At 73.1% G+C, this 21,996-nt stretch carries 22 protein-coding genes and 1 pseudogene; 15 read left to right on the forward strand and 8 right to left on the reverse strand.

The window, feature by feature from the left end; all coding sequences use genetic code 11:
* Window positions 1-38 precede the first annotated feature (38 nt).
* Complete coding sequence (locus tag ACIA8F_RS34210; protein ID WP_399384779.1) at window positions 39-1,256, forward strand: Cmx/CmrA family chloramphenicol efflux MFS transporter; 1,218 nt, start codon at window positions 39-41, stop codon at window positions 1,254-1,256.
* Between the two features lie 300 nt (window positions 1,257-1,556).
* Here the strand turns inward: ACIA8F_RS34210 and ACIA8F_RS34215 are convergent, their stop codons facing one another.
* Both ACIA8F_RS34215 and ACIA8F_RS34220 read right to left on the reverse strand, forming a co-directional pair.
* Entirely contained in the window at window positions 1,557-1,823 is a 267-nt protein-coding gene (locus tag ACIA8F_RS34215; RefSeq protein ID WP_388507469.1) for a DUF4031 domain-containing protein, read from the reverse strand.
* Between the two features lie 7 nt (window positions 1,824-1,830).
* Window positions 1,831-2,259, reverse strand: coding sequence for a hypothetical protein (locus ACIA8F_RS34220; RefSeq protein ID WP_399384738.1), 429 nt, complete (start codon window positions 2,257-2,259; stop codon window positions 1,831-1,833).
* 102 nt (window positions 2,260-2,361) lie between these two features.
* Between ACIA8F_RS34220 and ACIA8F_RS34225 the strand changes: the two genes are divergently transcribed.
* Genes ACIA8F_RS34225 through ACIA8F_RS34235 form a run of 3 tightly spaced genes read left to right on the forward strand, consistent with a single transcriptional unit; the run spans window position 2,362 to window position 5,864 of the window.
* On the forward strand, window positions 2,362-3,330 hold the full coding sequence (locus ACIA8F_RS34225; protein WP_399384740.1) for a MurR/RpiR family transcriptional regulator: 969 nt from the start codon (window positions 2,362-2,364) through the stop codon (window positions 3,328-3,330).
* Window positions 3,331-3,362: 32 nt separating this feature from the next.
* Entirely contained in the window at window positions 3,363-4,298 is a 936-nt protein-coding gene (gene murQ / locus ACIA8F_RS34230; RefSeq protein ID WP_399384742.1) for an N-acetylmuramic acid 6-phosphate etherase, read from the forward strand.
* 24 nt (window positions 4,299-4,322) lie between these two features.
* Window positions 4,323-5,864 carry a PTS transporter subunit EIIC gene (locus ACIA8F_RS34235; RefSeq protein WP_399384744.1) on the forward strand — a complete coding sequence of 514 codons (1,542 nt, stop codon included), beginning with the start codon at window positions 4,323-4,325 and terminating at the stop codon, window positions 5,862-5,864.
* A gap of 77 nt (window positions 5,865-5,941) precedes the next feature.
* Here ACIA8F_RS34235 and ACIA8F_RS34240 read toward each other — a convergent pair whose 3' ends face one another.
* On the reverse strand, window positions 5,942-7,261 hold the full coding sequence (locus ACIA8F_RS34240; protein ID WP_399384746.1) for a lipase family protein: 1,320 nt from the start codon (window positions 7,259-7,261) through the stop codon (window positions 5,942-5,944).
* Between the two features lie 200 nt (window positions 7,262-7,461).
* Here ACIA8F_RS34240 and ACIA8F_RS34245 point away from each other — a divergent pair, with 200 nt between their 5' ends.
* The 3 genes from ACIA8F_RS34245 (at window position 7,462) to ACIA8F_RS34255 (ending at window position 8,900) form a co-directional block, all read left to right on the forward strand.
* Window positions 7,462-8,079, forward strand: a complete 618-nt coding sequence (locus ACIA8F_RS34245; RefSeq protein WP_399384748.1) for a GNAT family N-acetyltransferase — start codon at window positions 7,462-7,464, stop codon at window positions 8,077-8,079.
* Window positions 8,080-8,217: 138 nt separating this feature from the next.
* Complete coding sequence (locus ACIA8F_RS34250; protein ID WP_399384750.1) at window positions 8,218-8,490, forward strand: CopG family transcriptional regulator; 273 nt, start codon at window positions 8,218-8,220, stop codon at window positions 8,488-8,490.
* Window positions 8,487-8,900, forward strand: coding sequence for a PIN domain-containing protein (locus ACIA8F_RS34255; protein ID WP_399384751.1), 414 nt, complete (start codon window positions 8,487-8,489; stop codon window positions 8,898-8,900). The genes ACIA8F_RS34250 and ACIA8F_RS34255 overlap by 4 nt, the downstream gene beginning before the upstream one ends.
* Window positions 8,901-8,907: 7 nt before the next feature.
* On the opposite strand, the gene ACIA8F_RS34260 is transcribed toward ACIA8F_RS34255, so the two are convergent.
* Window positions 8,908-10,320 carry a PLP-dependent aminotransferase family protein gene (locus ACIA8F_RS34260; protein WP_399384753.1) on the reverse strand — a complete coding sequence of 471 codons (1,413 nt, stop codon included), beginning with the start codon at window positions 10,318-10,320 and terminating at the stop codon, window positions 8,908-8,910.
* Between the two features lie 61 nt (window positions 10,321-10,381).
* On the opposite strand from ACIA8F_RS34260, the gene ACIA8F_RS34265 reads away from it, so the two are divergent.
* The gene (locus ACIA8F_RS34265) at window positions 10,382-11,104 is read left to right on the forward strand and encodes a YitT family protein (RefSeq protein WP_399384755.1); all 723 of its coding nucleotides are present in this window, start codon (window positions 10,382-10,384) and stop codon (window positions 11,102-11,104) included.
* Here the strand turns inward: ACIA8F_RS34265 and ACIA8F_RS34270 are convergent.
* Window positions 11,063-11,281: a hypothetical protein gene (locus ACIA8F_RS34270; RefSeq protein WP_399384757.1), complete on the reverse strand. Its 219-nt coding sequence runs from the start codon at window positions 11,279-11,281 to the stop codon at window positions 11,063-11,065. The genes ACIA8F_RS34265 and ACIA8F_RS34270 overlap by 42 nt on opposite strands.
* 160 nt (window positions 11,282-11,441) lie before the next feature.
* Here ACIA8F_RS34270 and ACIA8F_RS34275 point away from each other — a divergent pair.
* The 5 genes and pseudogenes from ACIA8F_RS34275 (at window position 11,442) to ACIA8F_RS34295 (ending at window position 16,365) form a co-directional block, all read left to right on the forward strand.
* Window positions 11,442-12,235, forward strand: a pseudogene (locus tag ACIA8F_RS34275) (Scr1 family TA system antitoxin-like transcriptional regulator).
* Window positions 12,219-12,476, forward strand: a complete 258-nt coding sequence (locus tag ACIA8F_RS34280; protein ID WP_399384759.1) for a DUF397 domain-containing protein — start codon at window positions 12,219-12,221, stop codon at window positions 12,474-12,476. The pseudogene ACIA8F_RS34275 and the gene ACIA8F_RS34280 overlap by 17 nt, the downstream one beginning before the upstream one ends.
* A gap of 25 nt (window positions 12,477-12,501) precedes the next feature.
* Window positions 12,502-13,560, forward strand: coding sequence for a phosphotransferase family protein (locus ACIA8F_RS34285; RefSeq protein ID WP_399384761.1), 1,059 nt, complete (start codon window positions 12,502-12,504; stop codon window positions 13,558-13,560).
* 209 nt (window positions 13,561-13,769) lie between these two features.
* Entirely contained in the window at window positions 13,770-14,459 is a 690-nt protein-coding gene (locus ACIA8F_RS34290) for a VOC family protein (protein ID WP_399384763.1), read from the forward strand.
* A gap of 154 nt (window positions 14,460-14,613) precedes the next feature.
* On the forward strand, window positions 14,614-16,365 hold the full coding sequence (locus ACIA8F_RS34295) for a hypothetical protein (RefSeq protein WP_399384765.1): 1,752 nt from the start codon (window positions 14,614-14,616) through the stop codon (window positions 16,363-16,365).
* Between the two features lie 107 nt (window positions 16,366-16,472).
* Here the strand turns inward: ACIA8F_RS34295 and ACIA8F_RS34300 are convergent, their stop codons facing one another.
* Entirely contained in the window at window positions 16,473-17,660 is a 1,188-nt protein-coding gene (locus tag ACIA8F_RS34300; RefSeq protein WP_399384781.1) for a S8 family peptidase, read from the reverse strand.
* A gap of 432 nt (window positions 17,661-18,092) precedes the next feature.
* On the opposite strand from ACIA8F_RS34300, the gene ACIA8F_RS34305 reads away from it, so the two are divergent.
* Window positions 18,093-18,452, forward strand: a complete 360-nt coding sequence (locus ACIA8F_RS34305) for a protease inhibitor I9 family protein (protein ID WP_399384767.1) — start codon at window positions 18,093-18,095, stop codon at window positions 18,450-18,452.
* A gap of 251 nt (window positions 18,453-18,703) precedes the next feature.
* Here the strand turns inward: ACIA8F_RS34305 and ACIA8F_RS34310 are convergent, their stop codons facing one another.
* Window positions 18,704-20,164 carry an alanine/glycine:cation symporter family protein gene (locus ACIA8F_RS34310; protein ID WP_399384769.1) on the reverse strand — a complete coding sequence of 487 codons (1,461 nt, stop codon included), beginning with the start codon at window positions 20,162-20,164 and terminating at the stop codon, window positions 18,704-18,706.
* Between the two features lie 160 nt (window positions 20,165-20,324).
* A complete protein-coding gene (locus tag ACIA8F_RS34315) occupies window positions 20,325-21,146 on the reverse strand; it encodes an SDR family oxidoreductase (RefSeq protein ID WP_399384771.1) in 822 nt (273 codons plus the stop codon).
* Window positions 21,147-21,238: 92 nt separating this feature from the next.
* On the opposite strand from ACIA8F_RS34315, the gene ACIA8F_RS34320 reads away from it, so the two are divergent.
* On the forward strand, window positions 21,239-21,817 hold the full coding sequence (locus tag ACIA8F_RS34320; RefSeq protein WP_399384772.1) for a TetR/AcrR family transcriptional regulator: 579 nt from the start codon (window positions 21,239-21,241) through the stop codon (window positions 21,815-21,817).
* Window positions 21,818-21,996: the final 179 nt, after the last annotated feature.

Here is a 21,996-nt window from a genome sequence, read left to right on the forward strand (position 1 = left end):
TGAGACAGTTCATGCCCGTCGCAGCCGAACGCACCCGTATGCCCGTCGCCGTCTACATCCTCGGCCTCTCCGTCTTCGCACTCGGCACCAGCGAGTTCATGCTCTCGGGCCTCCTGCCACCCATCGCCGAGGACATGGGCGTCACCATCCCGCAGGCGGGCCTGCTCATATCCGCCTTCGCGATCGGCATGGTCGTCGGTGCGCCCCTGCTCGCCGTCGCCACGCTGCGGCTGCCCCGGCGCACCACCCTGCTCTCGCTGATCACCCTCTTCGGCCTCGGGCAGGTCGCGGGCGCGCTGGCCCCCACGTACGAGCTGCTCTTCGCCTCCCGCATCGTCTCCGCGCTCGCCTGCGCCGGCTTCTGGGCGGTCGGCGCCGCCGTGGCCATCGCCATGGTCGAGCAGCACCAGCGGGCCCGCGCGATGGCCGTCATGATCGGCGGGCTCTCCATCGCCAACGTCCTCGGCGTCCCGGCCGGCGCGTTCCTCGGTGAGCACCTGGGCTGGCGGTCCGCGTTCTGGGCGGTGGGCGCCGCCTCCGCCGTCGCGCTGGTCGGCATCCTCGCGCTGATCCCGAAGATCCCGCTGCCCGCCGAGCGGCCGACGCTCGCGCGCGAGCTGCGCATCTACCGCGACCGCCAGGTGTGGCTGTCCATCGGCATCACGGCGCTCGCCGCAGGCGGGGTCTTCTGCGCCTTCAGCTACCTGTCCCCGCTGCTCACGGACGTGGCCGGGCTCGATTCGCAGTGGGTCCCCTGGATCCTCGGCCTCTTCGGGATCGGCGCGCTCGTCGGCACCACGGTGGGCGGGCGGATCGCCGACGCGCACCTGTTCGGCGTGATGCTGTGGGGCATCACCGCCTCCACCGTCTTCCTGGCGGCGCTGGCCCTGCTGGCCTCCACGGCCGCGGCCGCGATCGCGCTCTCGTTCCTGATCGGCTTCTCGGCGTTCTTCACGGCCCCGGCGCTCAACGCCCGCATGTTCAACGTCGCGGGCGCCGCCCCGACCCTGGCCGGGGCGACCACCACGGCCGCGTTCAACCTCGGCAACACCGGCGGCCCCTGGCTCGGCGGCACCGTCATCGACGCCGGGTACGGCTACTCCGCCACCGCCTGGGCCGGCGGCGCGATGACCGTCACCGCCATCGCCCTGGGCCTCGCAGCACTGCGCCTGGACCGCCGTACGACCACCCCCACGCGCCTGGTGACCGGCTCGGCGGCGGCCGTGCCGGTGCCGGCTGCCGTGGAGAAGGTCTAGGGGGCCGCCCCCGTCCGGCAACGTGCGCGGGCCGAAACTGCCGTAGCCCGGCATGCCGCACCACCCCGACCGAGACCTACGGTGAGCCCTCCGGCGGGGGGCCGGAACGGGGGAACGGGAGCGGGGAGCGGGGAGCGGGGAGCGGGGAGCGGGGAGCGGGGCCAACGCCGGCGACCCGGCCGACCACGGCATCGGGGCCCGGATCGGGGACTGGACCCGTTCCCCGCTGTCGGCGCTCCCGACGCTCACCGTCCTGCTGTCGCCGCGCACACGGGACTGACGTCTCGGCGGGGTCACCCCCTAGGCCGGCCGCCCCTTGGGCCTGCGCAGCCCTGCGGCGGTGATCCGCCGGACCAGCTCCTTGCTGCCGATCTCCACCGCGCCCGCGCCCACCGCGTCCGCGTACCGCTGCTCCGGGACGTCGTAGTGGTCGCGTTCGAAGGCCTTCGGCGGGCAGCCGATCGACGCCGCGAAGGCGTGCAGCTCCTCGAAGGAGGTGTCGCTGACCAGGTGCGACCACATACGGCCGTGACCCGGCCAGTCGGGCGGGTCGATGTACACCGTCACGGGCGGCTCATTCGCCGAAGCCGGAGCCGGAGCCGGAGCCGGAGCCGAAGCCCCCGGAGCCCCCGGAGCCGCCGAGCACCGGCCCCAGCCCGCCCACCGGCGCCACCCGCACGCCCGCCTCCGAGCACACCCACATCGGGTCCGGCCCGAGCTCGGGCTCCACGTCCAGCGCGTGCGGCTCGCCGTGCCCGCAGACCGGGCACAGCGGCCAGCGGCCGTACTTCTCCAGCAGGGCGTCCTTCACGTCCTGGGCGACGAGTCCGGCGAGGAAGTCGGCGCCGTCCGGCCATTCCTCCACCCACCAGCGGCGGTGTGTGACCGCGTCCTCGACGAGCGAGACGACGTCGGCCTCTGCGACCTCGCCCGCGACGAGATCGGCGAGTACCAGGGCGCGTGCGGCGTGCAGCGCCTGTTCAAGGGGGGTCGCGTGGTCCATGGAGACATTGTGGACCCGGACCGGGCCCGTGGCGAAGGTCCTCTTCCGCCGGTGACTTATGGCGCCTTGACGTTCCCACCCCTCTGAAAATAAGTTTCAGGGGTGAGCGAGAACGTGAAAGAAACCTTCAACGCGGCGGATGCGGGTTCACCCGCCCCCACCCCCGTGCCCGCCCCGGCCGCCCTGCGGGCCCGCATCCGCAGCCTCGGTCCCTCGATGACCCGCTCCATGCAGGCCGTCGCCGAGGCCGTCGCCGAGGACCCGGCCGCCTGCGCCGCGCTCACCGTCAGCGACCTCGCCGCCCGGACCGGCACCAGCGAGGCCACCGTCGTGCGCACCGCCCGCCTCCTCGGCTATCCCGGCTACCGAGACCTGCGCCTCGCGCTCGCCGCGCTCGCCGCGCAGCAGGAGTCCGGCGCGGCCCCCGCCGTCACCGTGGACATAGCCGTCGACGACTCCCTCGCGGACGTGGTCGCCAAGCTGGCCCAGGAGGAGGCGCAGACCCTCGCCGACACCGCCGCCGGGCTCGACGTCGCCGCCCTCGGCTCGGCCGTCACCGCCCTCGCGGGCGCCCGCCGCATCGAGATCTACGGCGTCGGCGCCTCCGGCCTCGTCGCCCAGGACCTCGCGCAGAAGCTGTCGCGCATCGGCCTGATCGCCCACGCGCACAGCGACCCGCACCTCGCCGTCACCACCGCCGTCCTGCTGCGCCCCGGCGACGTGGCCGTCGCCATCACGCACTCCGGCGGCACCGGCGACGTCATCGAGCCGCTGCGGACCGCCTTCGAGCACGGGGCCACCACCCTCGCGCTCACGGCCCGCGCGAACTCCCCCGTCGTCCACTACGCCGACCTCGTGCTGGCCACCTCCGCCGCCCGCGAGACCCAGCTGCGCCCGGCGGCCATGTCGAGCCGCACCAGCCAGCTCCTCGTCGTGGACTGCCTGTTCGTGGGCGTCGCCCAGCAGACCTACGAGACGGCGGCGCCCGCGCTCGCAGCCTCGTACGAGGCGCTCGCGCCCCGCCACCACACCCCCGTACCCACCGCCAAGCGCACCAGCACCACCCGCTAGCAGCGCAAGCCAGTACCCCAGGAGCCGAAGCCATGACCGCGTACGCCGAACTCCGCGCCCAGCTCGCCACCTTGACCACCGAGGCCTTCCGCCCCGAACTGGCCGAGATCGACCAGCTGCCCACCCTGGAGATCGCCCGCCTGATGAACGCCGAGGACGCCACCGTCCCGGCCGCCGTCGCCGGCGAGCTGGAGACGATCGCCGCCGCCATCGACGGGATCGCCGAGCGGATGGCCCGCGGCGGGCGCCTGATCTACGCGGGAGCCGGCACCGCCGGCCGGATGGGCGTCCTGGACGCCAGCGAGTGCCCGCCCACCTTCAACACCGACCCCTCCGAGGTCGTCGGCCTGATCGCGGGCGGCCCCTCCGCCATGGTCAAGGCCGTCGAAGGCGCCGAGGACTCCAGGGAACTGGCCGCCGAGGACCTCACCGCGCTGGCCCTGACCGCCGACGACACCGTCATCGGGATCTCCGCCTCCGGCCGCACCCCGTACGCGATCGGCGCCGTCGAGTTCGCCCGCGACCGCGGGGCACTCACCGTCGGCCTGTCCTGCAACGCCGGCTCCGCGCTCGCCGCCGCCGCCGACCACGGCATCGAGGTGGTCGTCGGCCCCGAGCTCCTCACCGGCTCCACCCGCCTGAAGGCCGGCACCGCACAGAAGCTCGTCCTCAACCTCATCTCGACGCTGACGATGATCCGCCTGGGCAAGACCTACGGAAACCTGATGGTCGACATGCGCTCCTCGAACGAGAAGCTGCGCGCCCGCGCCCGCCGCATCGTCTCGCTGGCGACCGGCGCCCCCGACGAGGAGATCGAGGCCGCGCTCACCGCCTCCGACGGCGAGGTCAAGCAGGCCATCCTCGTCATCCTCGGCGGAGTCGACGGCCCCACGGCCGCCGGACTCCTCACCGCCTCCCGGGGCCACCTCCGGGCCGCCCTCACCCAGACCCCCCGAACCCCCCGCTGACCCCAAGCAGCAAGGCGAACCACCATGTCCACTGACAAGAACCGCGCCACAGCCGCCGCGATCCTTCCCCTGGTCGGCGGTCCTGACAACGTCCTGTCCATCGCGCACTGCATGACCCGGCTGCGCATCAACCTCCGCGACCGCTCCCTGGTCCAGGACGAGGCCCTCAAGGCCCTCCCCGCCGTGATGGGCGTCGTCGAGGACGACACGTACCAGATCGTGCTGGGACCGGGCACCGTCGCCCGCGTCACCCCCGAGTTCGAGGCCCTCGTCGCGGAAGGCCGTTCGGCCGCCCCGGCCGCCGCCCCGGCAGCTCCCGCCGGCGCCGGCGCCGGTCACACCGCCGACGAACTCGCCGCCCAGGGCGCGGCCATCAAGAACGCCCAGAAGGCGAAGAACTCCACGCCCTTCAAGCTGTTCCTGCGCCGCATCGCGAACATCTTCGTCCCGCTCATCCCCGCCCTGATCGGCTGCGGCATCATCGCCGGCCTGAACGGCTTCCTCACCAACATGGGCTGGGTCCCGGCCGTGGTCCCCGCCCTCGCCGCGATGGCGAGCGGGTTCATGTCCCTGATCGCCGTGTTCGTCGGCTACAACACCGCCAAGGAGTTCGGCGGCACCGCCATCCTCGGCGGCGCGGTCGCCGCGATCATCGTCTTCCCGGGCGTCGCGAAGATCGACGCCTTCGGCCAGCAGCTCTCCCCCGGCCAGGGCGGCGTACTCGGCGCCCTGGCGGCCGCGCTGCTCGCCGTCCAGGTGGAGAAGTGGTGCCGCAAGTGGGTCCCGGAGGCGCTCGACGTCCTGGTCACCCCCACCCTGACGGTGCTCGTCTCCGGCCTGGTCACCATCTTCGGCCTGATGTTCGTCGCCGGTGAGGTCTCCACCGCCATCGGCTCCTTCGCCACCTGGCTGCTCGCCACCGGCGGCGCCTTCGCGGGCCTGGTCCTCGGCGGGCTCTTCCTCCCGCTGGTCATGCTGGGCCTGCACCAGGCCCTGATCCCCATCCACACCACCCTGATCGAGCAGACCGGGTACACGGTCCTGCTCCCCATCCTCGCCATGGCGGGCGCGGGCCAGGTCGGCGCGGCCATCGCCGTCTACTACAAGCTCCCCCGCAACCGCTCGATCCGCGCCACCATCAAGTCCGCCCTCCCGGCCGGCTTCCTGGGCGTGGGCGAGCCCCTCATCTACGGCGTCTCCCTCCCCCTGGGCCGCCCCTTCGTCACCGCCTGCATCGGCGGCGCCGCGGGCGGAGCCTTCGTCGGCCTCTTCAACCAGCTGGGCACCGCCTTCGGCTCCACCGCCATCGGCCCCTCGGGCTGGGCGCTGTTCCCGCTGCTGGACGGCAAGTCGGGCATGGGGATGACCATCGCGATCTACGCGGGCGGCCTGGCCGTCGGCTACCTCGTGGGCTTCGCCGCCACCTACTTCTTCGGCTTCACCCGGCAGATGCTGGAGGAGTTCAACGCCGCCCCGGACGCGGAGACGGCCCCCGCGGCCGCGGCTCCGGCCCCGGCGGACGCCGAGCCCGCGCAGGCCACGGCGCCCGTCCCCGTGGGCCGCTGACGGCGGGCCCCCACGGACGAAGGCTCCCGGCCGGTGTGGTCCACCGGCCGGGAGCCTTCACTGCTTCACACCGTGCTTCAGGCGCAGTTGGACGGCGCCGGCCTGCCCGCGAAGCGGTCCGCGATCCAGCCCAGGTACTCCGGCTCCGCGACGTTGGGGATCGTCTGGTGCGTCGCGCCCTGGTACTTGGTGTACTCGACCGGCTTGCCGAAGCGGCAGGCCCGCTTCACGTACTCGTCGGTGGAGTTCGGGTTGATGACCGTGTCCGCCGTGCCCTGCATCACCAGGATCGGCGCCACCGAGGTGACCAGGCCCGCGGTGTTCTCGCGGAAGCGCTGGTGCCAGACCTCCGGCACCGCGGTCAGCGGCTGGAACAGCGTGTCCAGCTGCCCCACGTTGCCCACGTTGTTCTGGATCACGTCGGCGAGGTGCTCGATGCACATCACCCCGTCACCGCGCAGCGCCTCCAGTCCGGCCGGCTTCAGCACGTCCTCGGCCTTCAGCTGCGGGTAGGCGGCGAGGAAGCCCCGGTAGACGTTGACGCGCAGCGCCGCGTTGTGGGAGGGCGAGGTGGGGGAGGTCGGGCCGGGCAGCACCAGGCCGCGGAAGTCCGGTCCCAGGTTGGCGGCGGGCGCCAGCGCCGCGATGCCGACCAGGTTGGTCTCCGGGGTGTACGCCTTGTAGTTCTGGGCGATGAACGCCGCCGCGCCGCCGCCCTGCGACCAGCCCAGGACGGCCGCCTTGCGGTTCGCGTGGGCCTCGGTGATCTGGCGGGCCGCGCGGACGGAGTCCAGGACGTTGTTGGTCTCGGTCACCGCGACCGTGTACTGGTGCACGCCCGGGGTGCCCAGACCCTGGTAGTCCGTACCGACGACGACGTCGCCCGAGTCGAGGAACTGCGTCAGCGCCGGCACGCCGACGTCGATGCCCCACGGGCTGTCGTAGGTGTAGTAGCCGACGAGGTCGGTCGCCGGGTTCGGCACCGCGGAGGGCGCGCACTGGCGCGGGCCGCCGACGGTTCCGTGCGCCCAGGCCACCACGTTGCGGCCGCTGCGCGGCGCGGGGGCGTCGGGCCAGGCCACGATGCCCGAGACGGCGACGCGGGTACCGGTCTGGAGCGTCGAGAGGTACAGGATCCGGCAGGCGCGGGCGCCGTCGGGGGCGTCGACGCGGCGGGCCCAGAGCAGGTCGCCGTGGTCGCCCTCGGGGAGCGGGGACGGCGGATCGTAGAACTTGTCGCCCTCCGGACCGATCGGGACGCCCGGGGCGCACTGGCCCTTGCCGCCCTTGCCGCCGTCCGGGTTCGTGCTCGCCGTCGCGCTCGCGGCCGACCCGCCGCCCAGCGCGAGGATCGCGGCCACACCTGCCGCGGCGATCGCGGAAAGCCGTCGTCTCATCTCATCGTCCATTCGCTCGGTCACTCGGTACCGGGACGTGAGACTAGGAAGAAAGGGATGAAATGTCGCTTACCGTGACGAAGTGTCCGCCGGTTGTTACGCCTGCCGGGCCCACCGGGCCCCTATAGGGCCCCCAATGGCCGCACCACGGCCGGCCCCGGGCCGCGCCGGGCTCCCAGCGCCCACCGGATGATGGCCCGATGACCGACGCGCCGATCACCCCACCGACCACCCCGCGGGCCGCATCGATACCGCCCGTGGTCCCGCCCGGCCGGCTGGCCGCCCTCGCCCAGCCCTCGTACGACCTCCCCTGCGGCCTGCGCCTGCGTCCCTGGGAGGCCTACGACGCCCCCGCGCTCGTGGCCGCGTACGCCGATCCGGACATCCGCCATTGGAACCGGCCGGACCCCCTCACCGAGGACCGGGCCGTCACCCGCATCGCCCGCTGGCGCGAACGCTGGCACGCCGAGCGTTCGGCGGTCTGGGCCCTGGCCCCCGCGGACGGCGGCTGCGCGGTCGGCCTGATCGGCCTCGCGGACCTCGACCTCCCCGGCGGCAGCGGCGAGTTCATGTACTGGCTGCTCCCCGCCGGCCGCGGCGCCGGAGCCACCACCGAAGGCCTGACCGTCCTGACCGAATGGACCTTCACGGAACTCGGCCTGCACCGCCTGCGCATCACCCACTCCACGGCCAACCCGGCCTCCTGCCAGGTCGCCCTGAAATCCGGCTACCCGCTGGAGGGCACCATGCGCGGCGCCCTCCTCCACGCGGACGGCTGGCACGACGAACACCTCCACGCCCGCCTGAGCACGGACTAAGGAACGGGCCTGCACCCGGTCGAGTGAACCGGTACGAAACGGCATCCCGATGGCCGCATATGCCTAGAGCCTATGCACATGTATCTCTACGCCCCACACGCCGAACACGGCGGTGGCATCGGAAGTAGCATGGGTGGCATGAGCGATGCCACCCAGAAGTACTCCATCTCCATGCCCCGCGACATCGCCGAGGCCGCCCGCGCCCGCAGCGGCCCCTCCGGCCTCTCCGCCTACGTCACCGCCGCCGTGGCCCGCCAGATCGAACGGGACAACCTGGCGGAGCTCGTCGCCGCCGCCGAGGCGGAGATCGGTCCGATCACGGCAGAGGAGATCAGGGAGAAGGCCGACTTCCTCCTCCGCGTCCACGAAGAGGGACCGGCGGACACCGACAGTGGGCGGAGCGCCGCATGACACCCCAGAAGGCCACTCCGGCCGGCACCCTCGTCCTCGACAGTGAGGGGCTCTCGAAGTACGTCGCCCGGGATCGTGAAACCGTGGCATGGCTGGCCGCAGCCTTCGCCCGTGACGTGCGCGTCATCACCAGCACCGCCACCCTCGTGGAGGTCGTCCACCCGAAGATCAACATGGCGGCCCTCACGTGGGCACTGTCCCGAGTCGTGGTCGAGCCCGTCACCGAGGAGATCGCCCACGCCGCCACGGCCCTGCTCCGCGAGGCCGGCCTGCACGGGCACAAGTACGCCATCGACGCGATGCTGGCCGCCACCGCGCTCGCGGCGCCCGGCCCCGTCACCGTCCTCACGTCCGACCCCGAGGACCTCACCGCACTCTGCGGCCCGCGCCTCGCCGCCGTGAAGGTCTAGGAGGCCGTCAGGCCACCGGCGCCGGGGTGTGGGTCCCGGCGCCGCCCGCCGTGAGGGCCCGGTGCGCGGCGGCCAGGCGGCGGACGGCTTCCGTGAGGCGGGGGGCGGGCAGGGTGTACGGCAGGCGGATGTGGCGCTCGAAGGCGCCGCCGACTCCGAACTGCGGGCCCGCCGCGATCGTCACCCCGTGGTCCGGGGCGATCGCCGCCAGCCGTGAGCCGACCGGCTCCGGGAAGCGCGCCCATAGCGTCACCCCGCCCGCCGCCCGCGGTGCGTGCACCCGGGGGAGGTGCTCGGCCAGTGCCGCCAGCAAGGCGTCCTGCTGTGAACGGAGTTGGCGCAGGGCCTCCGGCCGCCTGGTCTGGCCGCCGTTCAGGAGCGCGGCCGTGGCCAGTTGTTCCACCACCGGGGTGCCGAGATCCGTCGCGGGGCGGGACCGGGCCACGCGCTCCAGCAGCGCGGGCACGGCGCGGATCCAGCCGATGCGCAGGCCGCCCCAGATGCTCTTGGACACCGAGCCGATGCTGATGGCGGTGGGGTGGGTCGCGGCGAAGGGCTCCGCGACCGGGATTGATGCCGGGGCGGGTCCCTCCAGCCCCAGGTCGGCCAGGGTTTCGTCGATGATCGTGGGGCAGGCCGGCCGCAGGCTCCGGCGGACGTCGGCGGCCATGTACATCCCGGTCGGGTTGTGGAAGTCCGGGATCAGGTAGGCCAGTTGCACCGACCGGGCCGCCGCGAGGAGCTGCGGCACGTCCCAGCCGGACGGCCCCACCGCCACCGGCAGGAGCCGGGCCCTCGCATCGGTGAACGCCCTGATCGCGTGCGGGTAGGTGGGGTGGTCGAAGAGCACCCTGTCCCGCGGCGCCAGCAGCGTGCGCACCAGCAGTCCGATCGCGTGCTGCGCCCCGCTGGTGATCATCACGTGGTCGGGCGAGGTCGGCAGCCCCCTGCGCCCGTACCACCCGGCGACCGCCTCGCGCAGCTCCGCGGTCCCGTACCGGTCGTAGCCGTGCCGTTCGAAGTGGAGCGGCAGCCGCTCCAGCGCCGTCGCGAAGGCCGCGTGGAGGACCTCGGGCGGTGCGGGCGGTGCGGCGAAGGACAGGTCGATGGTCTCGGCGTCCGTACCGGCCCGGCGCGCGGCGGGCACGTCCTCGTGCGGGAGCCGTACGGTCGCCCGCGCGCGCTCCCTCGTCTCCAGGTAGCCGTGGTCCACGAGCGTGCGGTACGCGGCCCCGACCGTGGTCCTGCTCGTACCGAGCGCGGTGGCCAGATCGCGTTCGCCCGGCAGCGCTGCCCCGAGGCAGAGCCGCCCGTCCAGGATGAGCAGCCGCAGCCGGTCGGAGAGCCGCCGGTGCGCGGGCCCGGGCCCCTCCTGCCAGGTCCCCACCATGCGTCCTACGGCGTGCGCGCTGATCTTCACCGGACCAGCGTACGCAATCTGGCTATGGAACCAGGGTCCAGATCCCGGCGAGGCTGCACCCATGCCCCACCCCACGGCCGCACCCGCACCCACGCCCGCTCCCGCTCCCGCCGCCCACCCGCCCCGCATGCACGCCCTCGCCCAGCTCCGGGCGGGCCGCACCGCCCGCCGCGTCCCCCAACTCCTGCTCGGCCTCGTCGGCTACGGCGCCGCCGTCATGATGCTCGTCGAGTCCGGCCTCGGCACGGCGAGCTGGAGCGTGCTCACCGACGGCACCGCCAAGACCCTCGGCATCTCCTTCGGCTGGGCGACGAACCTGATCTCGCTGCTGGTCCTCCTCGCCTGGATCCCGCTGCGCGAGCTCCCCGGGCTCGGCACCGTCCTCAACGTCGCGATCGTGGGCTTCGCCGCCGACGCCACCGCCGCCGTACTCCCCGCCGCCGAGGGGACGCCCGCCGCGCTCGCGTACCTCGCCCTCGGCCTGGTCGCCCTCGCCTTCTTCGACGCGCTCTACCTCGGCGCGCAGTACGGCTCGGGCCCGCGCGACGGCATCATGACCGGCCTGGTCCGGCTCACCCGCCTGCCCGTCGCGATGGTGCGCACCGGCATCGAGGTGTCCGTGGCCGGCCTCGGCTGGCTGCTCGGCGGCACCCTCGGCCTCGGCACCGTGGTGGTCGCCCTGTGCACCGGCCCGCTGATCGGCTGGTTCCTCCCGCGCCTGACCGTCCGCCTCGGCCTGCCCTCAGGGGTGGGCCCGCTCGTGCAGGACGGCGGCCAGCCGTAGCGCGGTGTCCAGGTTGCAGCGCCCCAGATCGACGAGCGGCAGCCCGTACGACCCCGCCGCCGACACCCCGTCGACCCCGAGCGAGGGGAACACCACCCCCACGTCCGTCAGCGCGGCCTTCAACTGCCCTACGGCCTCCTCGGCCGCCTGCATCCGTTCCCTCGGCGTGAGCACCATTTGGCATGTCACCTTTCGCTCTGAGTAGTCGCGTTCAGTACTCAGCGTGGCGACGGGCTGGCTAGCCTTCAAGGGCCAGACTCCAACACCCGCACCTGTTGTCAGGGGAGTTGCCGTGCCCGATTCCGGAGACGTCGACCCGTTCTCCTCACCCCGCACCATGCTCGGCTCCGAACTGCGCGTCGCCCGCAAAAGGGCCGGCCTCAGCCAGGACAAACTCGGCGAGCCCCTCTTCGTCAGCGGCTCCTTCATCGGCCAACTCGAAGCGGGGACGCGGCGGATGGTCCCGGAGCTCGCCCGGGAGATAGACAAGACCCTCGGCACGGGCGACTTCTCACCCGCAACTGCGAGGCGGTGACGAAGTTCAAGTACCCCGACCACTTCACGGAGGCCGCCGAGGCCGAGGGCCTGGCGAAGGCCATCCGGGAGTACGCGCCGCTGCTGATCCCGGGCCTGCTCCAGAAGGAGGCCTACGCCCGGGCCGTTTTCCGCGCGTACCAGCCGACGGCGTCGGAGTCGGCCATCGACGAACTGGTCGAAGCCCGGCTGGCCCGCGCGGCCCTTCTCGCGGAGCCAACAACCCCGTTGTTGTGGTGCGTGCTCGACGAGGCGGTGCTGCGTCGGGCCATCGGCAGCCAGTCGGTGATGGCGGAGGCGCTGCGGCACCTCGCGGACCTGATCCGGTCGCACCGGATCATCGTCCAGGTACTGCCGTTCAGTGCGGGTGCTCACGCGGCGCTGGGCGGACCGCTCAAGTTGATGTCCTTCGAGGATGCACCGCCACTTGCCTATGTGACAGCCCTCGGAACGAGCCAGCTGCTCGACGATCCAGCAACAGTCGCGCATCACACCCTGACCTACGATCTCCTCACGGCCAGCGCGCTGTCACCACGCGAATCCCTGGCCCTGATCGAATCCGTGGCGGAGGATTACGCACATGACGAGCACGGCTGAGTACGACCTGTCGACGGCAATCTGGCACAAGTCCAGCTACAGCGCGGGCGACGGCAGCGACTGCCTGGAGATGGCCACCTGGCGAAAGTCCAGCTACAGCGCGGGTGACGGCGGAAACTGCCTGGAAGTAGCCGACGGCCACCCCCACATCGTCCCCGTCCGCGACTCCAAGGTCCCCGACGGCACCCACATCGCCTTCGGCGCCCCCGCCTGGGCCGCTTTTATCTCCGCGCTCGCCTAGGGCCCCGGCGGCTACGCTCGCCGGCATGTCAAACAGGCTTCCGTTCAGCGAGGCGCTGCTCTCGACCCTGGGCACCCCCATTGAGAGCAAGCTCCTCGACAGCAGTCCGCGCTCACGGGTGTGGTGGGTGCAGCCCGCCCACGGCGAGCCGGTGATCGTCAAGCAGATCACCGACACCGGGGACGCCACCGCCGACGCGGACGCGCGCTTCGCGCGGGAGCTCGCCGGGCTGCGCCTGGCGGGGCGGGCCGTCGGGCCCGCCGTGGCCCCCGCGGTGCTGGCCACGGATCCGGCTGCGCGCGTCGTCGTCCTGGAGTACGTGGAGGACCTCGGGGAGACGGCCGACTGGATGCCCGCGTACGCCGAGTCGCTCGCCCGGCTGCACTCCCTGACCGGACCCGCCGACGCGGGCGCGCTCCCGGTCGCGTCGGGGCCCACGGCCGCCGACGCGGAGTCCTTCCTCGCCCTGGCCGGGGCCCTCGACGTACCCGTACCGCCCTCCGTACCCGGCGAACTGGGCGCTCTCCTCGACCGGTTGGACCCGGCCCCGCACCACGCCCTGCTGCACGGCGACCCCTGCCCGGGCAACGACCGGCGCACCGCCGACGGCATCCGCTTCGTCGACTTCGAGCGGGCCTCGCTCGGCAACGGCCTGGTCGAGCTCGCCTTCTTCCGCATCGGCTTCCCCACCTGCTGGTGCGCCCTGTCGGTCACCGCGGCCCCCCTCGCGGAGGTCGAGGACATCTACCGGTCCACCTGGCGCGGCCTCACCGGCACGGACGTGCCCGGCGACCTCGCCGACGCGTGCGCGGGCTGGCTGATCCAGGGGGACGCGCTCGTCGAGCGGGCCCACCGCGGGACGGCCGACCAGCTCGCACGGGTGCCCGTCGAGGACTTCGAGTGGGGCTACGTCACCGCCCGCGAGCGGCTCGTCCACCGCCTCGGCGTGGTCGCCGGCATGACCCGCGACCACGACCACCTGCACGGCCTCGGACACCTCAGCTCCGCCCTGGCCGACCGCCTGCTCGCACGCTGGCCGCGACTGCGCCCGCTGCCCACCCCCGACGCGCGCCCCTGGTACTAGGGGGTGCCCGCAAAGTGGCGCCTGCCTCGCGACGCCCGGCACGCGCTCTCGGCGCACCGGGCGGAAACCCCAGTACGTCCAGTACACGGGTTTCCGCCCGGCACACCGAGAGCACGCACCGAACGCCGCGAGGGCGCCCTCCGGGCGCCCGGCGCCACTTTGCGGACACCCCCTAGCCGCCCGCCTTCCCCCACGGCGAGGATGAGTGCATGGAACAGATCTTGAGTCGGCAGGAAGCCTCGGACGCGGTCCAGGACCACGGATGGCGCTTCCTGCTGGGAGCGTTGCGCACCTCGGTCCCCGTCCTGTCGATGGGCCGGGCGATCGTCGTGGCGGCGAAGGCCGTCTCGGTGTGCGGAGACGAAGCCGACCGGCACCTGCGGGTCGACGTCCGCCCCGAGCGGGTCGTCCTCACCCTGCAGACCGCGGACCGCGCGGCGGTGACCGCCCGGGACGTCGAACTCGCCCGGCGGATCACCGCCGTCGCGGCCGAGGCCGGGCTGGCGACGGAGCCCGAGATCGGCACGGAGGCTCTGCGGTCCGTCCAGATACTGGAGATCGCCGTCGACGCGCTGGACATCGCCGCGATCCGGCCGTTCTGGAAGGCGGTACTAGGCTACGCCGACGAGCCGGGCTCCGACGGGCCGGAGGATCCGCTCGTCGACCCGGTCGGGCAGGGGCCGGCCGTCTGGTTCCAGCAGATGGACCGGGCCCGCCCGCAGCGCAACCGCATCCATTTCGACGTCTGCGTCCCGCACGACGAGGCACCCGGGCGGCTCGAGGCCACGCTGGCGGCCGGCGGCCGGCTCCTGTCCGCGACCAGGGCCCCCGCGTTCTGGGTGCTCGCCGACCCGGAGGACAACGAGGTCTGCATCACCACCTGGCAGGGCCGCGACTGAGCACGGGTGCGGTGAATCGGCTTCCGGTCACGGCGGGGCGGGTTCCGGACGATTGATCAAGACGGGCGGGAACCGAAGGTTACCCCGTGCGTACCGTGCGTCGTGCCCTGGTGGGTCCTCCGCCCGGGCCGGGACCGACGCAAGGAGACCGCACGTGACCGACACCTCCACGCCTCAGGAAGACGACCAGAACCTCTGGCGGGCGCTGTACACGGCCGACGGCGGCTGGAGCCCGGCCGTGGCCTTCGCCGACCACCTGAGCTTCGCCGCCCCCGCCCTCGCCGAGGTCGACGGCACCCTCTACTGCGTCCACCGCGGCGCCCGCGAGGAGGGCGAGGGCGGGAAGGTCCTGCCCGTGCGGTGGACCTCCTTCACCCCCGCGTCCGTACAGCCGTACGTCACCGCGCTGAGCAAGGCCGCCGAACCGCTGCCCAAGGAAGCCACCGAGGAGCAGACGGCCGCCTGGCAGGCGAAGGTCGCCGCCGCGGCCGAGGCGCTGGAGCAGGCCCGCAAGTGGACGCCGGACGCGTACGTACACGGCGCCGAGAGCATCGAGACCCCGGCCCTCGTCAACGACGGGGGCACCCTGCGCATGGTGTTCACCACCCCCGGCGGGTACTACGGCGACGGCGAGCCCCAACTCCACGAGACCGTGGCCGTCGTCGAGGACGGCGAGGCCGGCTGGAGCCGCCCCGAGCCCGTCACCCCCGGCTACGGCGCCGCGCTCGCACCGGCGCTGGCGGTCCTCGACGGCGCCGTCCACCTGGTGTACGTCGACCTGGACGCGGACCGGCTCGTCCACCTGGTCCGCAACGCCGAAGGCGAGTGGAACCACGCCACCGACGCGGAGGGCAAGCCGCTGGAGACCCCGTACGTCGACTCCGAACGGCTGCGCAACGAATGGCAGGAGTCCAAGGAAGGCCTGCGGGCCAACCTGTCGCTGACTGCCCACGACGGGAAACTGCACCTGGTCCAGAACGCCTTCGGCATCCTCCTCCACGCGGTCTTCGACGGCAGGGCCTGGACCGGCACCGCCGCCGAGCTCGAGTCCGAGTCCGGGCCGAACCACCTGCCCGGACCGGTCCCGGTCGACAAGGCCAAGGAAATCGATGCCGCCTTCTCGTACCGCACCGCCGCGCTCGCCTCGTACGACGGCAGGCTGCACGCCGTCTACCCGTCCGCGCGGACGGACGCGGGCGACGCCCTGCGCCACTGCACCTGGACCGCCGACGGCGGCTGGACCCGGCCGGTCGTACTGGAGGGGCACGACTCCAACAACACCCCCGCCCTGCTGGGCTTCAAGGAGGGGCCGGCCGAGAGCGCCCGCGAGGCACTGCTGCTGGTGCACCGGGGCATCGACCGGTACGTGCCGCCCGTGCCGCCGGTCCCGCCGGCGCCGCCGAGCATCAAGGACGTCGTCAGCCGGGGTACGACCGTCACCGGCAAAACGGTGTCCGACCACGGCCGGGGAGCCTGGAGCCGGCTCCGCCACGACCTCGCGCTGACCCCGGCCACGCTCAAGGACGGCAAGAAGGCCGTCATCGCCACCTGGGACGCGGTCGCCGAGTACTACTGGGGCTGGTGGTGGTACCGCGACGGCGGCACCCGCTTCTCGACGGTCCGGGTCGACGGCGGCACCCTGTGGATCAAGAAGCCGTCGGACAAGAACTTCCTCAAGTACGCCGACTTCGGCGGCGAGGCGTTCTCGAACGGGCACCTGAGGGTGGACGTGCTGATCACCGACCTGGAGCCGGGCACGTACGAGATCTCGCTCAGCAGCTCCAACAGCAAGAAGACGGGCGGGTACTGGTGGGACGAACACCTCTTCAACGGGCGTACGGACCGTGAGTACTGGACCGCGTTCGACCTGAGCCGCTGCACGGCCACCGTCACGATCGCCCCGTAGCGCACATCCGCCGCCGCATCCGCCCGCCCCGCCGGCGCCGTCCGCGCGAAGTGGCGGGCGGTCGGCGCCGGGGCCGCAGGGTGAGCGCTACGCGGCCGGGTACGCCGTCAGAGGCCGTTGGTGAACAGCAGTTTGTTCGGGGAGGACTTGCTGATGCTCTTCAGGACGTCCTTCGTGGACTCGTCGTCCAGGTACTCGGCGATGTCCTGCGGCGTCGCGGCCGGGTTCGCCTGCTTGTAGAGGACGGCCACGCCCGCGACGTGCGGTGCGGCCATGGAGGTGCCGTCCAGGGCGACGCTGCCTCCGCCCAGCTTCGCGGAGACGATGGCCTCTCCGGGCGCGTACAGGGAGACGCAACTGCCCCAGTTGGAGAAGCTCGTCTCCTCGTCCCACTGGTTGCTCGCCGCGACCGTGACCACCTTCCCGGCCGACGCGGGCGAGACTCCGCACGCGTCCTTCGCGGAGTTGCCCGCCGCGATGACCGGGAGCACGCCCGCGTCCGTCACGGCGTCCGCCGCCGCGTTCACGGCCGCGGACCTGTCCCCGCCCAGCGAGCCGTTGAGGACGGCGGGCTGCTTGGCGTTCTTGGCCACCCAGTCCAGGCCCGCGATGATCCCGGAGAAGTCGCCCGCACCCTCGCAGTTGAGGACCCGGACGCTGACCAGGGAGGCCTTGCGCGCCACCCCGTACGTCCTGCCGGCGACCGTGCCCGCGACGTGCGTGCCGTGGCCGTTGCAGTCCTGGCCGTCGCGGCCGTCCTTGATCGCGTCGAAGCCGAAGGCCGCCCGGCCGCCGAACTCGTCGTGCTTGTAGTCGATGCCCGTGTCGAGGATGTACGCGGTCACCCCGGCGCCGTTGCCCTGGGTGGTGAAGGTGTTGTCGAGCGGCAGTTCCTTCTGGTCGATCCGGTCCAGGCCCCAGGAGGCGGACGGCCCGCGCAGGGCGGCTGCCGTCGCCGGCACCCCCGACGGGGCCGAGACCTTCGCGTCCGTCTCCACCGACTTCACGCCCAGGCTGACGCGGGCGATGTCCAGCTGCAGCTTGGTCATGGGAACGGCGAAGCCGCTCATGGCCTTGGTGTAGAGGAACTTCGGCTTGAGGCCGAGCCGCTCCGCCACCTTCGCCGGGTCGTAGCCCGGCTCCAGCGTCACGATGTACTGGCCGGGGATGGCGTTGGCCGAAATCGTCAGCGGCACCGGGGTGGGCTCGGGCGCGACGTCGGCGGACGCGGTACCGACGGCCACCGGGGTGACGGCGAGCAGGGCCGCGGTGGCGGCGCGGGCGAGCAGGCGCAGGGACATCGAGGGAACTCCCGAAAGGTGGAGGGGACACGAGGAGGCCGCCTCCGTCCGACGGGAACACCGATGCGGACCCCGTCCCGGAGTGCGACCCTCCCCTTCATCGGCGGTGCGCCCGGGCCCCTTGACCGGGCCGCACCGGCCGTCCGGCCGTACCGCGGGCCTGCGCAGCCCGCCGCGGGCCGATTCTCGTACCGCCTGAAGAAAGGATTCCGTCAGTTGCCCTCCCGGTCCTCCCGGCTCTCCCGGCCGGCGCGGACGGGCTCCAGGCCGGTGCGGGACGGTCGGGCAGGTTCACCCGTACGGAAGGCACCGCGCGCGCAACCGGGGAGGGGCGCACGCACGTCCCCCGCCGTTCACCACCGCCCGCGACCGCCGCGCCGCCCGGGGTCGTTGACCGGACCGGCCGTACGTGGTGGCCTCGCCGTCATGCGCACTCCGACGAGCTGGACCCTGCCGACGACCCTCGCCGCCCTCGCCCTGGCCGCCTCGGCCGCCCTGCCCGCGCACGCCGCCGACCTCTCCCCCTCCACCGGACCCGCGGCCCCCGCATCCCCCACCGCCGCCCCGGCCGAGTGGCCGGCGTACATCGTCACCGTGCACCGCGGCATCGACCCGGCCGCCGTCGCGGACGCCTACGGAATCACCCCGGTCCACGTCTACCGCCACGCCCTGAACGGCTTCAGCGCCCGCCTCTCCCCCGCCCAGGCCGCCTCCCTGCGCGCCACCCCGGTCGTCACCTCGGTCGAACCCGACGGCCCGGTCACCACCGCCGGTCCGGCGGTCTAGGCCGTCTCTTTCGGATCTTGTCGGCCGAGCCCGCGGCGTCCGGTGCCGTGCCCGGGCGTGCTGCCGGGGCGTTCGCGTACTGGGCGTACGTGGTCGCCCCGGCAGTGCGGCCGGGTGCGGTGCCGGGCGTCGCGGGCCCGGCAAGATCCGAAAGAGACGGCCTAGCCCCCTAGAGCTTGCCGAGCGCGGTGATCTGGACGCCGAGCGTCTGATAGACGCCCCACTCGGGCGGCACGATCCGCGGGCCCCCGCTACACCCGTTCCGGGGCCTGCGACGACGGGACCGTCGTGCGGACCGGGTCCCAGCACTGGACGCCCTTCAGGTCCGGCATGCGGTCGCGGGTGAAGACCGGCTCCAGGCCCGCCCGGCGCTGGGCGAGGTAGTCGTCCAGGAGTCGGAAGGCGATGGCCGACAGCGGGATGATCGCGGCGAGGTTGATCAGGGCCATGAGGCCCATGAACACGTCCGCCAGGTTCCAGACGACCGACACCGAGCCGATCGAGCCCAGCACGACCGCCGACAGCACCAGCACCCGGTATCCCGGCAGGACCCACCGCTTGCGGGTGATGAACTGGATGTTGGTCTCGCCGTAGTAGTAGTTCCCGATCATGCTGCTGAAGGCGAGCATGAAGACCACCACGGTCAGGAGGTGGCCGGCCCACCCGCCCAGCGTCTCGCTGAGCGCCGTCTGCGTCAGGTCCGCGCCCTGGCGGCCCGACAGCTCCGGGTTGGTGACGAGGACGATGAAGGCCGTCATCGTGCAGACGAGGAGGGTGTCGAAGAAGACGCCCAGGGACTGTACGAGGCCCTGCTTGACCGGGTGCGAGACCTCGGCGGCGGCGCCCGCGTTCGGGGCCGAGCCCAGGCCCGCCTCGTTGGAGAACATGCCGCGCCGGATGCCCTGCTGGATCGCCGCGCCGATGCCGCCGGCCGCCAGCTCGCGGAAGCCGAAGGCGCCGCCGACGATGTCGCCGACGACCCGGGGGAACTCGGTGATGTTGAGGAGGACCACCGCCGCGCCGAGCAGCAGGTAGACGATCGCCATCACCGGGACCAGGACCGTCGTGATGGACGAGATCCGCTTGACCCCGCCGAAGACCGCCAGGCCCAGCAGTGCGGCCAGCAGCACGCCGAGGGCGGGGCCGAACCAGTTCGACCCGTCCGCGTCGGCGAGTGAGCCCGCGGCCACGGCGGTGATGGTGTTGGCCTGCACGGCGTTGAAGACGAAGGCGAAGGTGACGGTGATCGTCACCGCGAAGAGCACCCCGAGCCAGCGTTTACCGAGCGCCCGCTGCATGTAGTACGCGGGGCCGCCCCGGTAGGCACCGCTGGAATTGCGCACCTTGTAGAGCTGCGCGAGGGCCGATTCCACGAAGGCGGAGGCCGCGCCGATCAGCGCCATCATCCACATCCAGAACACGGCGCCCGCCCCGCCCAGGGTGATCGCGGCGGCGACACCGGCGATGTTCCCCGTACCGACGCGCGCGGCGGCCGAGATCGTGAAGGCGCCGAAGGACGAGACCTGCTTGCGGCCGTCGGCGCGCGGCGGGGTCTTCTCCTTCACCACCCGGAACATCTCGGGAAGCAGGCGCAGCTGCACACCCCGGGAGCGGACCGTGAAGTACAGGCCCGCACCGACCACCAGCGGAATCAGCAGGTAGGTCCAGAGGTGATCGTTGACGTTGACGATCACCGAGTCCAGAGTGTCCATGATACGAAGTCTCCCCGGGGCTGAAGGCCCTCGGACAGGGACCTACGTCCGCCACCGGAGGGTCCGAAGACCCGGACCGCGCGCCCTTCGCCCCCTTCCCGGCCCCCGGAGCAACCGGTTCCGCCCCCATGGACCCGGCGGCGCACCCCCTGGGGTCGGGTCAGCGGAAGGCCGCCGCCGTGCGGTCCGCCCACGCGGTGAAGGGGCGCGGGGCCCGGCCGAGGATCCGCTCGACGGCGGGGCTGACGGCCCGTTCGGCCGCGACCGGGGCGCCCAGGATCGACAGGGTGCCGTCCACCGCCGGCTCGGGCATGAAGGTCAGCATCTGCGCCCGGGCCTCCCCGGGGCTCTGCTCCACGAACCGCACCGGCTCGCCGATCGCCCCCGCGATCGCCGCGGCCCGCTCGCGCGGGGTGACCGGCGCCGGGCCGGTCAGGTCGTACGTGCGGCCCGCATGCCCGGAATCCCTGAGCACGGCCGCCGCGACCTCCGCCACGTCCACCGGGTCGACCATCGGCAGCCCGACGTCCCCGAAGGGCGCGGCGGCCGTGCGGTGCGTACGGATCGACTCGGCCCAGGCGAAGGCATTGGAGTCGAGCCCGCCCGAGCGCAGCACCGTCCACTCCAGGCCCGACCGGCGCACGGCCTCCTCGAAGGCGGCCGGATGCCCGTACAGCTCGGGCCGGGTCCCGGCCCCCTGCGAGGACAGCAGTACGACCCTGCGTACGCCGGCCTCCGCCGCCAGCCCGAGCACCGCCTGCGGCTCCTCGCCGGCCACGAGCAGGAACAGCGCCCGGGCCCCGATCAGGGCGGCCCGCAGGCTCTGCGGCTCGGCGAGGTCGGCCCGGTGATGGCGGACCCCCTCGGGCAGAACCCCCTCCGGCGCCCGCCGGGAGACCGCCGTGACCTGCTCCCCCGCCGCCGCGAGGATCCCCACCAGCTCGCCGCCGACGTTTCCGGTCGCACCCGTAACAACGATCATGAAAGGCTCCCACCCAGTGACTGAGTCAGTCGACTAACTAACTCCCGGCACGACGATAGCCCTCCGGGCGGCGCCCGTCTACACTTAGTCAGGTGACTTACTCAGATGCCGCACAACGCCGCGGGAAACGCGAACGCCTCGCCGCGGCCGCGGCCCAGGTCCTGCACGAACAGGGCATGGAGAAGACGACGATCGCCGACATCGCACGCGCGGCCGACGTCCCGGTGGGCAACGTCTACTACTACTTCAAGACCAAGGACCAGCTGGTCGAAGCAGCCATCGACGCCCACGCGCAGACCCTCGCGGACATGATCAGCACACTGGACGCGCTCCCCACCCCCCAGGACCGGCTGAAGGCCCTGCTCGCCGGCTGGGTGGAACAGCGCGAACTCACCGCCCGCTACGGCTGCCCCACCGGCTCGCTCGCCTCCGAGCTCGACAAGCGCGACGACGGCCTCGACCGGACGCTCGCCAAAGTCATGCGGGTCCTTCTCGACTGGGCCGAGCAGCAGTTCCTGGCGATGGGGCGCGCGGCGGACGCGCGTGAGCTCGCGGTCGCGCTGATCGCCTCGTACCAGGGGATCTCCCTGCTCACGAACACCTTCCGCGACCCGGACCTCATGGCCTCCGAGGCCCGACGCCTGTCGCACTGGATCGACTCCCTCACCTGACCCCGGGGCTCCGCGCCCCAAACGCCGGCGGGCTGAATTCGGCGCAGCCCGCCCCAAAGCGATTCCCGGGCTGCGCCCGGCCCCGGGGGGGGGGGGGGGGGGGGGGGGGGGGGGGGGGGGGGGGGGGGGGGGGGGGGGGGGGGGGGGGGGGGGGGGGGGGGGGGGGGGGGGGGGGGGGG

This window comes from Streptomyces sp. NPDC051563 (assembly GCF_044454225.1).
GTDB lineage: Bacteria > Actinomycetota > Actinomycetes > Streptomycetales > Streptomycetaceae > Streptomyces.

What these genes read in the sequence shown, in the direction of transcription:
- ACIA8F_RS34210 (WP_399384779.1), top strand. Translation starts at nt 39, where the DNA reads ATGCCCGTCGCCGTCTACATCCTCGGCCTCTCCGTCTTCGCACTCGGC.
- ACIA8F_RS34220 (WP_399384738.1), bottom strand. Translation starts at nt 2,259, where the DNA reads ATGGACCACGCGACCCCCCTTGAACAGGCGCTGCACGCCGCACGCGCC.
- murQ (WP_399384742.1), top strand. Translation starts at nt 3,363, where the DNA reads ATGACCGCGTACGCCGAACTCCGCGCCCAGCTCGCCACCTTGACCACC.
- ACIA8F_RS34235 (WP_399384744.1), top strand. Translation starts at nt 4,323, where the DNA reads ATGTCCACTGACAAGAACCGCGCCACAGCCGCCGCGATCCTTCCCCTG.
- ACIA8F_RS34240 (WP_399384746.1), bottom strand. Translation starts at nt 7,261, where the DNA reads ATGAGACGACGGCTTTCCGCGATCGCCGCGGCAGGTGTGGCCGCGATC.
- ACIA8F_RS34245 (WP_399384748.1), top strand. Translation starts at nt 7,462, where the DNA reads ATGACCGACGCGCCGATCACCCCACCGACCACCCCGCGGGCCGCATCG.
- ACIA8F_RS34250 (WP_399384750.1), top strand. Translation starts at nt 8,218, where the DNA reads ATGAGCGATGCCACCCAGAAGTACTCCATCTCCATGCCCCGCGACATC.
- ACIA8F_RS34255 (WP_399384751.1), top strand. Translation starts at nt 8,487, where the DNA reads ATGACACCCCAGAAGGCCACTCCGGCCGGCACCCTCGTCCTCGACAGT.
- ACIA8F_RS34265 (WP_399384755.1), top strand. Translation starts at nt 10,382, where the DNA reads ATGCCCCACCCCACGGCCGCACCCGCACCCACGCCCGCTCCCGCTCCC.
- ACIA8F_RS34270 (WP_399384757.1), bottom strand. Translation starts at nt 11,281, where the DNA reads ATGGTGCTCACGCCGAGGGAACGGATGCAGGCGGCCGAGGAGGCCGTA.
- ACIA8F_RS34280 (WP_399384759.1), top strand. Translation starts at nt 12,219, where the DNA reads ATGACGAGCACGGCTGAGTACGACCTGTCGACGGCAATCTGGCACAAG.
- ACIA8F_RS34285 (WP_399384761.1), top strand. Translation starts at nt 12,502, where the DNA reads ATGTCAAACAGGCTTCCGTTCAGCGAGGCGCTGCTCTCGACCCTGGGC.
- ACIA8F_RS34290 (WP_399384763.1), top strand. Translation starts at nt 13,770, where the DNA reads ATGGAACAGATCTTGAGTCGGCAGGAAGCCTCGGACGCGGTCCAGGAC.
- ACIA8F_RS34305 (WP_399384767.1), top strand. Translation starts at nt 18,093, where the DNA reads ATGCGCACTCCGACGAGCTGGACCCTGCCGACGACCCTCGCCGCCCTC.
- ACIA8F_RS34310 (WP_399384769.1), bottom strand. Translation starts at nt 20,164, where the DNA reads ATGGACACTCTGGACTCGGTGATCGTCAACGTCAACGATCACCTCTGG.
- ACIA8F_RS34315 (WP_399384771.1), bottom strand. Translation starts at nt 21,146, where the DNA reads ATGATCGTTGTTACGGGTGCGACCGGAAACGTCGGCGGCGAGCTGGTG.